Source organism: Burkholderia sp. Tr-862 (assembly GCF_011753085.1).
Classification (GTDB): Bacteria; Pseudomonadota; Gammaproteobacteria; order Burkholderiales; family Burkholderiaceae; genus Burkholderia; species Burkholderia ambifaria.
The window spans coordinates 1-14,874 of the sequence record NZ_VWWG01000152.1; the positions used below are offsets into that span (position 1 = coordinate 1).

Genomic DNA, 14,874 nt, shown 5'->3' on the forward strand with positions numbered 1-14,874 from the left:
TAGCGCCGTCGTGCGCAGCAGCAGGCGCGCCCGCGCGAGCCGCTGCTCGGCCACCCATGCGTGCGGCGCGCGGCCGAACGACAGCCGGAACATCCGCGAGAAGTGATATTCGGACAGCGCGGCGACGTTCGCCAGTTCGCCGAGCGTCAGCGGCTGCGACAGATAGCTGTCGATATAGTCGCGCACGCGGCGGCGCACGGCCGGTGCGAGCCCGCCGCGGAACGGCACGTCGGTGCGCGTCGTGCTCTGGCCGCGCAGCAGCAGGCTCAGCACGTCGTGCGCGGCCTCGTTCGCGCGCAGCCGCCCGTCGGCATCGTCCCAGCGCTCCAGCGCGAGCGAACGGAACTGGGCCGCCACGCGCGCATCCTCGAAATAGGTGCGGTCGGCGAGCTTCAGCTCGCGCGGCTCGCGATCGAGTTCGCGGATCGCGCGCTGCGTGAAGTGCTCGGGCAGGAAGTACAGGTGGATGAAGTGCATCTCGCCGCGCACCCACCAGCGCGATTCATGGTCGCCCGGCAGCGCGCACAGCAGGCTCGGCGCGCCGTAGCGCGGCACGCGTTCGCGCTCCGTCCGGTAACCGCCGTCCAGATAGCACGACAACGTGTGGTGGCCGGGCTGTTCGTAGATCGTCTCGCTTTCGTCGGTGATGCGCGTCCATTCGGCGATCGCGAGATGGTCGCCGAGCCACGTGAAGCGCTCGAGCGTCGCATTCGCCTCGGCGAGCGTGCGGCACACCGACTGCAGGCCGAACGGCATGGCGCCGCCGGCAAGGACGGCCGAGTGATCGACGGGCGGGGCGTACAGGGGCGAACTCATGATGCGACGAGTATAAGCGGGCGCGACGCGCGCCGTGCGGCGGCCCGGAAAAGACCGCAATTCCGGACAATCCGCACGGGCGGGGCGGCGGCATAGTCGGAGCCCGTTCCATTCGTTTCGTCTCGTTGCCGCCATGAACCTGTCGCTTTATTTCGTCACCGTGCTGATCTGGGGCACCACCTGGATCGCGATCAAGTGGCAGCTCGGCGCCGTGCCGCCGCCCGTGTCGATCGCGTGGCGCTTCTGGCTCGCCGCCGCCGTGCTGTTCGCGCTGCTGCGCGTGATGCGCCGGCCGGTACGTCCGCCGCGCGAAGCGTGGCGCTACCTCGTCGCGCAGGGCTTCGCGCTGTTCTGCCTCAATTTCCTGTGCTTCTACTATTCGGAGCAGGTCGTGCCGAGCGGCCTCGTCGCCGTGATCTTCTCGACCGCGCCGCTGCTGAATTCCATCAACGGCCGGCTGTTCATGGGCCGCCCGCTGCGGCCGTCCGCGATCGCCGGCGCGCTGCTCGGGCTGACCGGCATCGCATGCCTGTTCTGGCAACAGATGGCCGGCCACCTCGACGATCACGCGACCTGGACGGGCCTCGCGATCGCGTTCGCCGGCACGATGTGCTTCTCGGTCGGCAACCTGCTGTCGAGCCGGATGCAGTCGATGGGCCTGCATCCGCTTGCGACCAACGGCTGGGCGATGCTGATCGGCGCGGCGATCCTCACGGTCGGCAGCGCGGCGGCCGGGCTGCCGTTCACGATCGACCCGAGCCCGCGCTATCTCGGCGCGCTCGTCTATCTGGCCGTGCCGGGCTCGGTGATCGGGTTCACCGCATACCTGACCCTCGTCGGGCGGATCGGGCCGGAGCGCGCGGCGTACTGCACGGTGCTGTTCCCGATCGTCGCGCTGGCTGTTTCGACGGTCTTCGAGGGCTATCGATGGTCGCCGCTCGCGGTGATCGGGCTGTTGCTCGTGCTGGCCGGCAATCTGGTCGCGTTCGATCTGACGCGTCGGCTGTTTTTGCGGGCGGCGTGATCGGGGGCCGGGTACCGCGACTCACAAGCGCGCGGTTACCTGACGTTCTATCCGGAGGACGACACTCCGATGGGGAAGATGTTCCCTCACGTGTGAATGATTGGTTTTCGACTTGAGATCAAATCACCGGCAAGCGCACCCGGGCGGGATGAATAAGTCGGCTGCTGGATGGAAAGCAATCCCGAAAAATCAAGCTATCGCCCGATCCACTGGGCGTAATCCGCGCTAGGTTGATTCAAACAGTAAAACAGAACAATTCACATCTGTTATAGGTGTCGAATCATATTCGTCCGATTGATCGACGTTTCTTATCTGGAATAGCGTCTCTAGGCAGTCATTCCATTTACTGAGACAGGGAAGCCGGATGAACAACGAACGCAAAGCATCGACCCATCTTTTTGCCACCGTTGGCGCACTCACGGAGCGCGGCGGACGCGTCACCATCGCAACCAGCGGCCTGACTCTGGCCGGACTGGAAGTGGCCTGCGTCGGTGACGTGGTGACCTATGACGACGGTAGCGAGGCCTCGATCATCGACGGTGCCGGAAACAACCATAGCGGGGGCAAGCCGTTCGCGTTGGTCGGTAGCCGGTTGAGCAACGGCGACCGCATTACCGAAACGCTGCGCACCTCGTGGGGCATTCACGTGCGGGATGGGCAAAGCGTTGCGGGACTGTTCGATCCGACCTATGTGCCGCCGCCCGCATCACCCGCCTACAGACTGGCGGTACGTGGCGCGACGACAGCGCGCGGAGGTGCATTGCGCGAGCCGTCCGGCACATGGGAAGTAACGCCGCACTTGGGCAAGGCTGCCGTGGTGGGCGACCTGATCCACTATCAGGACGGGTCGACCGCGCGCGTTATAAGCGGTCTGGGTTTGGTAGACGGGTTTGACTTCGCGCCGCTCGCGTTCGTTGGTAGCGAACTCGATAACGGCGACACGATCACCGATAGTCCGGAGCGACAGGGCGTAGCATCGTCCGTTGTATTTAATGTCGTCGCCCGCCAGCCCATGTCCCGCTGAGGTGGCTTCCATGATCCGCTACTTTCTTGCCAAAGGCGACCGCGCCGGGGAAGCAGTAATCGTCGAAGGCCTCGACACCGTGACTTGTTCCAATCCGCCGCCGAGGGTTCATATCGCCACGCTGGATATGAAGACCTACTGTTCGGCCTGCAACCGTGAAGGGCACATCGCGCCACAAGGGCCGCGCTGGCCCGGTACCGGCCCGAACGGCAAACGGTGGGCATTGAGCGGAGACGTCAATGTCTGCGGATGTAACCCACCGCCGGTCTTTTATGCCGAGCGCGGCATGCGGATGATTTTCACTGCGGGCGAAATTGCGACGCTGAATGGGCGCAAACCTGGTGCAGCCCATCTGCCGTTTGCCTCATCGGATGCTGTACATGACGAGCAATTTACCTTGCTCGATGATGCGCACCGCCCGCTCGTCAACGTTCGCTATCGAATCGTCACCGACACCGGGCAGATCTTCGCAGGCACCACGGACGCGGCCGGGCAAACACATCGAATTGCCACCGACGCCGCAGCATCTTTGAAAATCTATACGAAGGGGCATTGACGCAATGAGCGTTTTTTCGGGAAATAAATACGACTTCGAAGTTCAGGAAAACGAAGAATGGGTCCTCGTCCATTCGGGTGCCGTCACCAACACCAATCCGGGGTCGATGGTCTATGTGTCCATCAACACGACACCCATATGCGCGACCATGACAAACAAGGCGTTCAGAGAATTAGTCATGAAGGCCCGCGATGCGGCGATTTCGTTGATACAACAGCGTATCGCGGGTGTGACTACGTGGAACGTAGCGGAACAAGCGCGTGCCCGTCTCTACTTCGGCCGTGCCGACGACGACATCCGAACAACCCTGGCGATCGGGCTTCCGAAGCTGCTCAACGCGATGCAAGAGCTTGTTCCGGAGAAAATTGTTCGATGGGACGACGCCATGAACAAGCAACTCACCTGCGGTGTGATACCCGACAGTGGCAGCAACACGGCTGGAGTATGCAAGCCAGACTCTGGAAAACGAATCATTGCCATCTATTCGAAGTTCTGTACGATTTCAAACGGCGACTTGTGGACGGCAGCGAAGGTCAAGACACTCATTCACGAATGCACGCACTATATCGACACTTTCGATTCGGATGACATTGCGTATTCCGATACGGAATCCGGATTGAAAATTTTTGCAATGAGCAATCCTGATAGCGCGATCCGAAACGCGGATAGCATTACGGGATACATTGCTACCTTCGACAGGACGGTCATGAAATGAAGACCCACATCAAAGATGCCATCCGGGGCGCATCAGCGATGCTCGCATTATTCGCATACGTTGGCATCACGCCTGCACACGCATGCACCATAGGGGAGTCGGTCCGAATCCCGTTGCCGCTAAACGGCATTGACGTTTCCAATGCCGACAGGCTAAGAATCGCCGACGCAGTAATCGATGCAAAAAATTGGCCAGGCGTCGAAATTCAAGCCGTCATAATATCCGGCGCTTATACGAAAGAACGGAGCGGTGAACAGCTTAAAGATGAGCGCGCCATGAGGGCGGGCGCATATCTAAAACAACTGGGAATCAAGAGCGAAAACATCATCGTCGAAAAGAAGACATTCACCGATGAGATGGTGCGAAGGAGCGACGGAACGCTAGACTTGTATCAGATTGATATCGAACTAGTTCCCCTGTGCCGGGGCGGATGCCAAAAGCTTTGTGACGACCCTCGTGTAAGGCCCCGAAGCCGGGCGGTCCAGTGAGGCCAATGACGCCCGCAAATAGCGGGCGTCATTGGCTCGCGGGCAATGGTTCGCGAACGCATTCCGCATAGCGTTCGCCGATCGTTACCCCTCTTCTGTCCTTATGCCGCCGCGCCGCTCCCCGCGACCCGCGCCTGCCGCTGGTACAGCACCATCGACAGCGCGACACCCGCCGCGGCGGCCACGGCCGCGAACAGGAACACCTGCGGATAGCCGAACGCGCCCGCGATATAGCCGGCGAGCGGGCCGGTAATGCCGAGCGACAGGTCGAGGAACACGGAGTACGCGGACAGCGCCGCGCCGCGGCTCGCGGGCGGCACGAGCGCGACGGCCTCGACGCCGAGCGCCGGGAAGATCAGCGCGAAGCCGAAGCCGGTCAGCGCGGCGCCGGCGAGTGCGACGTGCGGCACGGGCGCGAGCCACAGCAGCAGGAGACCCGAGCATTCGAACGCGAACGACACGATCGCGACGCGGAAGCCGCCGTAGGTCTTGATCGTGTTCGCGAACAGCAGGCGCGCGCCGATGAACAGCGTGCCGAACACGGTCAGCGACAGCGCGGCGTTCGGCCAGTGGCGCGCCGCGTAGTACAGCGTGACGAAGGTCGCGATCGAGCCGAAACCGGCCGAGCCGAGCGCGAGGCCCAGGCCGTGCGGCAGCACGCGGGTGAACACGCTCGCATACGACATCCGCTCGCCATGCACGAGCGGCACGGCATCGATCAGGCGTGCGAGATAGAAGCCGATCGCGGCGAGCGCGATCACGATCACGCCGATCAGCGCCGGGTTCAGCGTATGCGCGATCGCCACGCCGACCGGCGCGCCGAGTGCGAGCGCGCCGTAGGTCGCGATGCCGTTCCACGAGATCACCTTCGCGTTGTGCGCGACGCCGACCCGGCCGATGCCCCACAGGATCGCCCCCGTGCCGCACAGGCTTTCGCCGACACCCAGCACGAGCCGGCTCGCGACCAGCAGCACGAGGCTCGCGACCGGCCAGTGGGCCAGCAGCAGCGCGACGAGCAGCAGCACGCCCGACACGCCGCAGCCGATCAGCCCGCGCAGCACCGTCTGCTTCGGCCCGAGCGTATCGGCGAAGCGCCCCGCGAGCGGGCGCGAGGCGAGCGTCGCGAAATACTGGACGCTGATCGCACCCCCCGCGACGATCGCGGAAAAGCCGAGATCGTCGTGGACGAAGCCCGGCAGCACGGCGAGCGGCAGGCCGATGGTCAGGTAGCAGATGAACGTGAAGCAGACGACGGACACGATTTGCAGCGTGACGGCGAACCCGCTGCGCGGCGGTGTGGCGGAATCGGTTGACATGGGGTCGGAACGAATGAGCGAAGCGGAGCGGAAGTTGGCGTAAAACGGAATCGGGATTTTCCCATGGAACCGGTTTTCCCGCAGGTACCGCTTAGTTAAGCGCGACCCGTTTCCTCGCTGACGGCGCGCCGGCGAATCGGCGCGGGCCGACCCGAAACGCAAGCGGGGCAACGCGCGAGCGGGGCCGCCGGGCGGCTGCCGCGCTCATATCGCGGCAGTTATATGGGCCGCATGCGTGATGGGCTATGGGTTGGGAAATTTGATGGTGATAGCGTGCAAACTGTCAGAGAAACGTCGGTCGAGCGCCCCGCGCAGGCCGCCTTGCCCCCACTTGAAGAACGACAGAGACATGAGTGAGCCGATCCGCTTCTACCATCGTCACGCGGTCCGCGAAGTCAGCGGCGCGGACGTCACCCGCACCGTGCTGCAGTACCTGCGCGAGGATGCGCACTGCACCGGCACCAAGGAAGGCTGTGCGGAAGGCGACTGCGGCGCGTGCACGGTCGTCGTCGGCGAGCTGACCGACGCGGGCACGGTCGAGTTCAAGGCGGTGAACGCCTGCATCCAGTTCCTGCCGACGCTCGACGGCCGCGCGCTGCTGACGGTTGAAGACCTGCGCCAGCCGGACGGTTCGCTGCACCCGGTGCAGCAGGCGATGGTCGATTGCCACGGGTCGCAATGCGGGTTCTGCACGCCCGGCTTCGTGATGTCGATGTGGGCGCTGTACGAGAAGCACGGCCACGAAGGTTGCGGCAGCGCGTGCGCGAAGGCGAAGGACGTGCCGACGCGCACCGAGATCGCCGATGCGTTGACGGGCAACCTGTGCCGCTGCACCGGCTATCGCCCGATCGTCGACGCGGCCGTGCGGATGTTCGATGCGACCGGCGAAGGCGCCGGCGAACGTACGTCGCAGCCGGTGGCGCCGGTCGACACGGCCGCGCTTGCCCGCACGCTCGCGTCGCTCAAGCGTGACGACACGTTCGACTACACGACGAGCGACGGCGCGCGCTTCGCGGCGCCGCGCACGCTCGACGCGCTGGCCGCGCTGAAGATCGAGCGGCCCGACGCGCGCATTCTTGCCGGCAGCACCGACATCGGCCTGTGGGTCACCAAACAGATGCGCCGGCTCGACGACCTGATCTACGTCGGCCAGATCGCCGAACTGCAGACCATCGCGCACGGCGACGACTGGATCGAGATCGGCGCGGGCGTGACGCTCGAGAACGCGTATGCGGCACTCGCCGGCACATATCCGGAGCTGACCGAGATGTGGAAGCGCTTCGCGTCTCTGCCGATCCGCAACGCCGGGACGATGGGCGGCAACGTCGCGAACGGCTCGCCGATCGGCGACTCGATGCCGGGCCTGATCGCGCTCGGTGCGCGCGTCGTGCTGCGCGGCGGCGACACGGTGCGCGAGCTGCCGCTCGAGGCGCTCTACACCGGCTATCAGCAAAAGGACATGGCGCCGCACGAATTCGTCGTCGGCCTGAAGGTGCCGACCCGCAACGGCGCGCGCGCGAAGCTGCAGTTCCGCACCTACAAGGTGTCGAAGCGGTTCGACTCCGACATCTCGGCGGTCTGCGCGGCGTTCGCGTTCCTCGCGGACGGCGACACGATCCGCGAGCCGCGCATCGCGTTCGGCGGGATGGCCGCGACGCCGAAGCGCGCGACGCATACGGAAGCCGTGCTCGACGGCGCGCAGTGGCACGAAGCCACCGCGCAGGCCGCGATGCAGGCGCTCGAGCGCGACTACCAGCCGCTCTCCGACATGCGCGCGACGAGCACGTATCGCCTCGATGCCGCGAAGAACCTGATGGTCCGATTCTGGCTGGAGACGCGCCCGCACGACCCGCTGCCGCCGCAAGCCGTGAATGTGCGTGAAGTGGCCGCCGAAGCCGGCGCCGACGCCGACGCGCGCGTCTGAAGACGGAGAACACCGAACATGAACCAGCAAGCAGAACCGTTCCTGAACACCCTCGACCAGCAAGCCGACGCCGCCCAGGTGCACGTGTCGCGCCCGCACGAATCCGCCCACCTGCACGTGAGCGGGCGCGCGACCTACACCGACGACATCCCGATCGTCGCGGGCACGCTGCACGCGGCGCTCGGGTTGTCGGCCAAGCCGCACGCGAAGATCGTGTCGATGAACTTCGACGCGGTGCGCGCGACGCCGGGCGTGGTCGCCGTGTTCACGGCCGACGACATCCCGGGCGTCAACGACTGCGGCCCGATCATCCACGACGACCCGGTGCTCGCGAAAGGCATCGTGCAGTTCGTCGGCCAGCCGATGTTCATCGTCGTTGCAACGTCGCATGACATCGCGCGGCTCGCCGCGCGCCGCGCGCAGGTCGACTACGAGGAACTGCCCGCGATCCTGACCGCGCAGGAAGCGCGCCAGGCCGAAACCTACGTGATCCCGCCGCTGAAGCTCGCGCGCGGCGACGCGGCCGCGCGGCTGGCCGCCGCGCCGCATCGCGAGTCGGGCGAGATGCGGCTCGGCGGCCAGGAGCAGTTCTACCTGGAAGGGCAGATCGCCTATGCGGTTCCGAAGGACGACGACGGGATGCACGTGTACTGCTCGACGCAGCACCCGAGCGAAATGCAGCACCTCGTCGCGCACGTGCTCGGCGTCGCGTCGCACAACGTCCTGGTCGAATGTCGCCGGATGGGCGGCGGCTTCGGCGGCAAGGAGTCGCAGTCGGGCCTGTTCGCATGCTGCGCGGCGCTCGCCGCGTGGAAGCTGTTGTGCCCGGTGAAGCTGCGTCCGGACCGCGACGACGACATGATGATCACCGGCAAGCGGCACGACTTCCATTACCGCTTCGACGTCGGCTACGACGACGACGGCCGCCTCGACGGCGTCGCGCTCGAGATGACGTCGCGCTGCGGCTTCTCGGCCGACCTGTCGGGCCCGGTGATGACGCGCGCGGTGTGCCACTTCGACAACGCGTACTGGCTCGGCGACGTCGACATCGCCGGCTACTGCGGCAAGACCAACACGCAGTCGAACACTGCGTTCCGCGGCTTCGGCGGCCCGCAGGGCGCGTTCGCGATCGAGTACATCCTCGATGACATCGCGCGCGGGCTCGGCCGCGATCCGCTCGACGTGCGCTACGCGAACCTGTACGGCAAGACCGAGCGCAACGTGACGCCTTACGGGCAGACGGTCGAGGACAACGTGCTGCATGAACTGCTCGGCGAACTCGAGACGACGAGCGACTACCGCGCGCGGCGCGCGGGCGTGCGCGAATTCAACGCCCGCAACACGGTGCTGAAGAAGGGCATCGCGCTCACGCCGGTGAAGTTCGGCATCGCGTTCAACGTCACGCACTTCAACCAGGCCGGCGCGCTGGTGCACATCTATACCGACGGCTCGGTGCTCGTGAACCACGGCGGCACGGAGATGGGGCAGGGGCTCAACACGAAGGTCGCGCAGGTCGTCGCGCACGAGCTCGGCATCCGCTTCGGCCGGATCCGCGTGACGGCGACCGATACGAGCAAGGTCGCGAACACGTCCGCGACGGCCGCGTCGACGGGCTCCGACCTGAACGGCAAGGCCGCGCAGGATGCGGCGCGCCAGCTGCGCGAGCGGCTCGCGGTATTCGCGGCGAAGCAGTTCGGCGACGGCAAGGTCGATGCGGCGGACGTGAAGTTCGGCAACGACTTCGTGTGGGTCGGCGGCGCGAGCGTGCCGTTCGGCGAGGTGATCGCGAAGGCCTATCTGGCGCGCGTGCAGCTGTGGTCCGACGGCTTCTATGCGACGCCGAAGCTGTACTGGGATCAGTCGAAGCTGCAGGGCCGGCCGTTCTACTACTACTCGTACGGCGCGGCCGTGTCGGAAGTCGTGATCGATACGCTGACGGGCGAGATGCGCACGCTGCGCGTCGATGCGCTGCACGACGTCGGCGCGTCGCTGAACCCGGCGCTCGACATCGGCCAGGTCGAAGGCGCGTTCATCCAGGGGATGGGCTGGCTCACGACCGAGGAGCTGTGGTGGAACGCGGGCGGCAAGCTGATGACGCACGCGCCGTCCACGTACAAGATTCCGACGGTCAACGACACGCCGCCCGAGTTCAACGTGCGGCTGTTCCAGAACCGTAACGTGGAGGACAGCATCCATCGTTCGAAGGCCGTCGGCGAGCCGCCGCTGCTGCTGCCGTTCTCGGTGTTCTTCGCGGTGCGCGACGCCATTGCCGCGGTCGGCGACTACCAGGTGAATCCGCCGCTCGACGCGCCGGCCACCGGCGAGTCGATCCTGCGTGCGGTGAACGCGGTGCGTGCGGCAAGCGCCGCGCGGGCAGGCTGAGATGAACGTACCCCCACGCTCGCCGCATGCCGCGTCGCAGGCGCCCGTCGCCGGGTGCGACGGCGCGTGCGGCGCGTCACCCGCGCAGACGTTCACGCAAGGCACCGGCCGGCGCAACCGCGCGAGCGCCGCGCCGCCGCCGATGCACATCGTGCTGTTCGGCGCGGGGCACGTCGGCCATGCGCTCGTCACGCTGCTCGGCGCGTTGCCGTGCGTCGTGCAGTGGGTCGACACGCGCGACGAGCTGTTCCCGGACGAATGTCCGCCGAATGTGCAGCCGGAGCCGACCGACACGCCTGAGGCCGTCGTCGACGCGGCGCCGCCCGGCGCGTACTTCCTCGTGATGACGCACAACCACGCGCTCGACTTCTCGCTCGCCGCGCAGATCATGCGGCGGCGCGACTTCGCGTACTTCGGGATGATCGGTTCGCGCACCAAGCGCGTGAAGTTCGAGCGCCGGCTCGCCGCGCGCGGCGTCGATCCGGCGCGGCTCACGGAGATGGTGTGTCCGATCGGCGTCGCGGGCATCGTCGACAAGGCGCCCGGCGCGATCGCGGTGGCCGTCTGCGCGGAACTGCTGCAGGCGCGTTCTGGCACGCCTGTGGCCGATGTGAAGGCGGCCGCGGCCGGCCGCGTGCGCGACGACGCGAGCTGCGCGCGGTAACGACGACGGCCGGCACGCCCGACGCGTCCGCGCGTTTTTGCCTACACTGCACGGATCGCGCGGCATCGGGTCGCGCGTCTTTCGTGCAGGTTCCATGTCCGATCATCAGGTCTATCTCGACGCGCTCGATGCGAGCCTCGTCGCCATCGAGCGCTGGCTGTCCGGCGCTGATACCGCGCCCGCGGCGCTCGATGCGCTGCTCGCGCCTTTCTCCACCGATTTCACGATGATCATGACCGACGGTCGCATGCTCGACCATGACGGCATGCGCGCGCTGTTCGCGAAGCTCAGCGGCGCGAAGCCGGGGCTGCGCATCGCGCTGTCGGACATCCGCGTGCTCGCGGCCGACGCGTCGCATGCGGTGCTCACCTATCTCGAAGCGCAGCAGGCGGCGTCGGGCGAGCTGCCCGCGCGTCGCGCGACCGCCGTGTTCGAACGCGACGCGGCAGGCGTCGTGCGCTGGACCCATCTGCAGGAAACCTTCTGCACGGCCTGAGCGGCCGCGTTTCATGATCTCGCGCGGGCCGTCCCGCGCGGGTCAGCGCTTGCGGCCGCGCGCGGCCGTCAGCCCGTCGGACACGCTTTGCATCAGCGCGCACAGCCACGCGATGTCGGTCGGCCGATCGGGCTGCGGGTGCGTGAGCAGGTAGCTCTTGATGCGCGGAAACGGCACGGGCGGCGCGACGACGACGAGCGGCAGCAGCTGCGCATAGTGCGTCGCGAAGCGGCGCGTCGTCGTGAAGATCAGGTCCGACTGCAGCAGCACCTGCGGCACGATCCCGAAGTACGGCAGCGTCGTCACGATCCGCCGCGTGAGGCGCGCGCGTGCGAGGCCGATCTCGATTGCGTTGCGCTTGTCGCCGGTGTACGGCGTCGGCGCGACGTGCGCGGCCGACGCGTACGCTTCGCGCGTGAGCGGCTCGCGTGCGAGCGGATGCGCGTCGCGCATCAGGCACACGATCGTGTCGGAGAACAGGTCCTGACGCGCGAAGTGCGGGTCGGGCTTCGGCCAGTTGCCGATCACGAGGTCGAGCACGCCCGATTCGAGCGCCTCCGCGTGGTCGAGCGCGGGATTCAACGAGTCGATTTCCAGATGCGCATGCGGCGCCGCGTCGCGAAAGCGCTCGATCAGCGTGGGCATGAAGAAATCGTTCAGGTAGTCGGGCGCGGCGACGCGAAACGTGCGCCGCGCGGACGACGGGTCGAAGTCGCCGTGCGGTGTCGCGATGAAGTCGACCTCGCGCAGCGCGCGCGACGCCGCACCGAGCAGAGACGCGCCATATTCGGTCGGCACCATCCCCGACTTGCCGCGCACGAGAATCGGGTCGTTCAGCGTCTCGCGCAGCTTGCGCAGCGCGGTGCTGATCGCGGGCTGGGTCTGGTTCAGCCGCAGCGCGGCCTGCGTGACGCTGCGCTCGAGCAGCAGCGTGCGCAATACGCGCACGAGCCAGATATCGAGCGAGGCGGTACGGTCGTCGTCTTCCATCGGGGCGGGCTGATTCGGGGAAGCGTAACCTTACCGCAGCCGCGCGTCGCCGTGCGTGATACCGGCCATCACGCGCGGCCCTTCGGCAGCGTGCTGATCCGCTTGACCTCGCGCGACTCGAGCCAGTTCGGCGTGCGCGCGCAGTACAGCACCATCGGCAGCGCGTCCTCGCCCCAGAACAGCTGCTGGTTCATCCAGAAAGTCGGGACGCCGAACACGCCGAGCGCGATCGCGTCGTCCGTGTTGCGGCGCAACTGCGCGCTCGTTTCCTCGAATTCGATCAGCTCGTCGCCGTGGCTCACGCCGACGCGTTCGCACAGCGCGGCGAACCCGTCCGGCGTCGACGGATCGTTGCCGTCGTGCCAGATGAAGCGGAACATTTCGAGCACGGTCGCGATATCGGCGCGCAGCGCGAGCGCGAGGCGCAGCACCTTGTCGGAATCGAACGGATGGGCGGGCGGCATCTTGAAGCGGATGCCGAGCTGTTCAGCGCGAAACAGCGCGTGGCGGTACGTGAACACGCGCTTGGCCGGTACCTCGGCGCTCGGGCGTTGTCCCCAGTGGCGCTGCAGGTCGAGCAGCGACACGGCGACGGGTTCGAACGGCACGTCCGGCCATTTGTCGAGCTGTTCGAGCAGCAGGTAGGAGAACGGCGACACGAAGTCGTAGAACCAGGCGGGTTGGGCAGTATCGAGGCCGGTTGTCATGGCGATCTCCAGAGGGTGGGGCGTGCGCGCCTGGCGGCGGCCTTCATGTTGCGCTGTGGCGCGGATGCAGCAATGATCGCGGATCGGCCGCTCACGCGGAACCGGGAGTCGCCCGAGGGGGCGCGCCGGCCGGCGGCGACGCCTCCCCGGTTCGCGCCGTCGCGGGGGGGCCGGCGCCGGGCGTGCCCGATGCGGCGTCGTGCTCGTGCGCGGTGAGGCGCTCGCGCACGAAGCCGATGTGCTCGCGCAGCACGTAGAACTGCCCCGCGTACGCGAGCGGCATCTTCATCCGGTTCACGGCTTCCTCGATGTCGTCGAGTTCGTCGAGCAGCTGGACGCGCTCCTCGGCCGTGTGCTCGCCGAGCGCACGGCGCTCGAGCGCGATCAGCGCGCCGTACCAGCGGTAGATGCGCGAACGCACGCGCCAGCCGTACAGCGACGGCACCAGCCGCAACCCGGGAATCAGCACGACGATCAACGGCACCAGCACGACGAGCAGCCGGTCGACCAGACTCGCGACCCAGAACGGCAGCCGCCGGTACAGGAAGGTCTTGCCCGACTTGTAGTAGCGCGCCGCGTCGTCCGACAGCGGGAAGCCGCGCGTGACCGCGGACGGGAATTCGCCCGCGTGCTGCAGGATCGTCGCGTGGCCGTGCACCTCGCGCGCGGCCTCGATCAGCAGGTCGGACAGCGCGGGGTGCAGCGTGTCGCGCGCGACCAGCTCGATCGTCGGCGCGACCGTGTGGATGTCGGCGGGCGGCAGGTTGCGGCCGAGATCGTAGACGCCCATCGGCAGCGTGATCGCGGTCAGGTACGGAAAGCGCCGCGCATATGCCTCGGCCTGCGTGAACGAGTACACGTGCACGCCCGGTGCGCGGAACAGCTTCGCCATCACCGGGATCTGGGTCGAGTCGCCGGACAGGAACGCGGCGTCGATCTTGCCGTCGAGCAGCGCGGTCGCGGCGTCCTCGCCGGCGGTCGGCAGCAGCTCGGTCGAGCCGCCCGGCACGATGCCGTTCATCTTCAGCAGCGCCAGGCTCAATTCGCGGGCGCCGCTGCCCTCCGCGCCGAGCGCGAGGCGCTTGCCCTTGAAGTCGGACAGACGGGCGACGACCGGGCCGCGGTACATGATCGCGAGCGGCACGTAGCCGATGCTGCCGAGCGAGACCAGGTGCTCGTCGCGCTCCTTCGGGCCGATGCCGCTCTGCACGAAGCCGACGTCGACCGGCGCGTTCGGGTTCGACAGCCGCGCGAGGTTCTGCGCCGATCCTTCGGACGACTCGACGTCGAGCGTGACGCCGTTCTTCGCGAGGATCGCCTTGTATTTCTGCGCGGCGTTCCAGTAGGTGCTGCCGGGCGGGCCGGACGAAATCACGAGCGTGGACGGCGGCGCCGGCTGGATCAGCTTGACCGCGAGCCAGATCGCCGCGGCCGCGAGCAGCACGGTGGGGCCGATCGACAGCGCGAGGTCGCGCCACGACACCGCGACGAAGCGCGCGAGGATGCGGCGGGGCGGGCGAGGGCGGGCTGGCTTCATGGCGGCGGCGGATGACACGGGCGTGACGCATCGATGACGGCGGGCTCGGACGCTGCACGCGATGCACGTTCTGGCGGCGATGGTACCCGGTTTCCCCCGACATGCGCGAATCGGCCGCCGTGTCGCGCAGGCTTGCCCGGCCGGCCACGACGGCCGGCGGCGTGCGGCGGCACCCGCCCGCGCGTCAAAAGCTTTGCGCTTCGGCGGGCGCTGGATTACATTGTGCGACGCAGCC

14 protein-coding genes are annotated in these 14,874 nt (G+C 67.1%); 9 read left to right on the top strand and 5 right to left on the bottom strand.

Going from position 1 to position 14,874, the window contains the following annotated elements:
• Positions 1–816 (bottom strand): AraC family transcriptional regulator (locus F3J14_RS27845; RefSeq protein ID WP_166725699.1); only part of this gene is annotated, 816 nt, incomplete at its 3' end.
• Between the two features lie 133 nt (positions 817–949).
• Between F3J14_RS27845 and F3J14_RS27850 the strand changes: the two genes are divergently transcribed.
• The 5 genes from F3J14_RS27850 to F3J14_RS27870 all read left to right on the top strand — a co-directional run bounded on the left by F3J14_RS27850 (position 950) and on the right by F3J14_RS27870 (position 4,623).
• Positions 950–1,840, top strand: coding sequence for an EamA family transporter (locus F3J14_RS27850; protein ID WP_166725700.1), 891 nt, complete (start codon positions 950–952; stop codon positions 1,838–1,840).
• Between the two features lie 364 nt (positions 1,841–2,204).
• Complete coding sequence (locus tag F3J14_RS27855) at positions 2,205–2,864, top strand: PAAR domain-containing protein (RefSeq protein WP_166725701.1); 660 nt, start codon at positions 2,205–2,207, stop codon at positions 2,862–2,864.
• 10 nt (positions 2,865–2,874) lie between these two features.
• A complete protein-coding gene (locus tag F3J14_RS27860; protein ID WP_166725702.1) occupies positions 2,875–3,420 on the top strand; it encodes a hypothetical protein in 546 nt (181 codons plus the stop codon).
• A gap of 4 nt (positions 3,421–3,424) precedes the next feature.
• Positions 3,425–4,135, top strand: coding sequence for a M35 family metallo-endopeptidase (locus tag F3J14_RS27865; RefSeq protein WP_166725703.1), 711 nt, complete (start codon positions 3,425–3,427; stop codon positions 4,133–4,135).
• Complete coding sequence (locus F3J14_RS27870) at positions 4,132–4,623, top strand: hypothetical protein (RefSeq protein WP_166725704.1); 492 nt, start codon at positions 4,132–4,134, stop codon at positions 4,621–4,623. Before F3J14_RS27865 ends, F3J14_RS27870 begins: the two co-directional genes overlap by 4 nt.
• Before the next feature lie 101 nt (positions 4,624–4,724).
• Here the strand turns inward: F3J14_RS27870 and F3J14_RS27875 are convergent, their stop codons facing one another.
• On the bottom strand, positions 4,725–5,939 hold the full coding sequence (locus tag F3J14_RS27875; RefSeq protein WP_166725705.1) for an MFS transporter: 1,215 nt from the start codon (positions 5,937–5,939) through the stop codon (positions 4,725–4,727).
• Positions 5,940–6,288: 349 nt separating this feature from the next.
• Between F3J14_RS27875 and xdhA the strand changes: the two genes are divergently transcribed.
• From xdhA to F3J14_RS27895, 4 genes are all read left to right on the top strand, one after another.
• A complete protein-coding gene (gene xdhA, locus F3J14_RS27880) occupies positions 6,289–7,863 on the top strand; it encodes a xanthine dehydrogenase small subunit (protein ID WP_166725706.1) in 1,575 nt (524 codons plus the stop codon).
• An 18-nt stretch (positions 7,864–7,881) separates the two neighbouring features.
• Positions 7,882–10,245 carry a xanthine dehydrogenase molybdopterin binding subunit gene (gene xdhB, locus F3J14_RS27885; protein WP_166725707.1) on the top strand — a complete coding sequence of 788 codons (2,364 nt, stop codon included), beginning with the start codon at positions 7,882–7,884 and terminating at the stop codon, positions 10,243–10,245.
• A 1-nt stretch (position 10,246) separates the two neighbouring features.
• Positions 10,247–10,909: a xanthine dehydrogenase accessory protein XdhC gene (xdhC, locus tag F3J14_RS27890; protein WP_166725708.1), complete on the top strand. Its 663-nt coding sequence runs from the start codon at positions 10,247–10,249 to the stop codon at positions 10,907–10,909.
• A 94-nt stretch (positions 10,910–11,003) separates the two neighbouring features.
• The gene (locus tag F3J14_RS27895) at positions 11,004–11,405 is read left to right on the top strand and encodes a polyketide cyclase (RefSeq protein ID WP_166725709.1); all 402 of its coding nucleotides are present in this window, start codon (positions 11,004–11,006) and stop codon (positions 11,403–11,405) included.
• A gap of 42 nt (positions 11,406–11,447) precedes the next feature.
• Here F3J14_RS27895 and F3J14_RS27900 read toward each other — a convergent pair whose 3' ends face one another.
• The 3 genes from F3J14_RS27900 to F3J14_RS27910 form a co-directional block, all read right to left on the bottom strand.
• Positions 11,448–12,395, bottom strand: coding sequence for a LysR family transcriptional regulator (locus tag F3J14_RS27900; protein WP_166725710.1), 948 nt, complete (start codon positions 12,393–12,395; stop codon positions 11,448–11,450).
• A 68-nt stretch (positions 12,396–12,463) separates the two neighbouring features.
• On the bottom strand, positions 12,464–13,102 hold the full coding sequence (locus tag F3J14_RS27905; protein WP_166725711.1) for a 2-hydroxychromene-2-carboxylate isomerase: 639 nt from the start codon (positions 13,100–13,102) through the stop codon (positions 12,464–12,466).
• Between the two features lie 91 nt (positions 13,103–13,193).
• A complete protein-coding gene (locus F3J14_RS27910) occupies positions 13,194–14,639 on the bottom strand; it encodes a TAXI family TRAP transporter solute-binding subunit (RefSeq protein WP_166725712.1) in 1,446 nt (481 codons plus the stop codon).
• Positions 14,640–14,874: the final 235 nt, after the last annotated feature.

What these genes read in the sequence shown, in the direction of transcription:
- F3J14_RS27850 (WP_166725700.1), top strand. Translation starts at nt 950, where the DNA reads ATGAACCTGTCGCTTTATTTCGTCACCGTGCTGATCTGGGGCACCACC.
- F3J14_RS27855 (WP_166725701.1), top strand. Translation starts at nt 2,205, where the DNA reads ATGAACAACGAACGCAAAGCATCGACCCATCTTTTTGCCACCGTTGGC.
- F3J14_RS27860 (WP_166725702.1), top strand. Translation starts at nt 2,875, where the DNA reads ATGATCCGCTACTTTCTTGCCAAAGGCGACCGCGCCGGGGAAGCAGTA.
- F3J14_RS27865 (WP_166725703.1), top strand. Translation starts at nt 3,425, where the DNA reads ATGAGCGTTTTTTCGGGAAATAAATACGACTTCGAAGTTCAGGAAAAC.
- F3J14_RS27870 (WP_166725704.1), top strand. Translation starts at nt 4,132, where the DNA reads ATGAAGACCCACATCAAAGATGCCATCCGGGGCGCATCAGCGATGCTC.
- F3J14_RS27875 (WP_166725705.1), bottom strand. Translation starts at nt 5,939, where the DNA reads ATGTCAACCGATTCCGCCACACCGCCGCGCAGCGGGTTCGCCGTCACG.
- xdhA (WP_166725706.1), top strand. Translation starts at nt 6,289, where the DNA reads ATGAGTGAGCCGATCCGCTTCTACCATCGTCACGCGGTCCGCGAAGTC.
- xdhB (WP_166725707.1), top strand. Translation starts at nt 7,882, where the DNA reads ATGAACCAGCAAGCAGAACCGTTCCTGAACACCCTCGACCAGCAAGCC.
- xdhC (WP_166725708.1), top strand. Translation starts at nt 10,247, where the DNA reads ATGAACGTACCCCCACGCTCGCCGCATGCCGCGTCGCAGGCGCCCGTC.
- F3J14_RS27895 (WP_166725709.1), top strand. Translation starts at nt 11,004, where the DNA reads ATGTCCGATCATCAGGTCTATCTCGACGCGCTCGATGCGAGCCTCGTC.
- F3J14_RS27900 (WP_166725710.1), bottom strand. Translation starts at nt 12,395, where the DNA reads ATGGAAGACGACGACCGTACCGCCTCGCTCGATATCTGGCTCGTGCGC.
- F3J14_RS27905 (WP_166725711.1), bottom strand. Translation starts at nt 13,102, where the DNA reads ATGACAACCGGCCTCGATACTGCCCAACCCGCCTGGTTCTACGACTTC.
- F3J14_RS27910 (WP_166725712.1), bottom strand. Translation starts at nt 14,639, where the DNA reads ATGAAGCCAGCCCGCCCTCGCCCGCCCCGCCGCATCCTCGCGCGCTTC.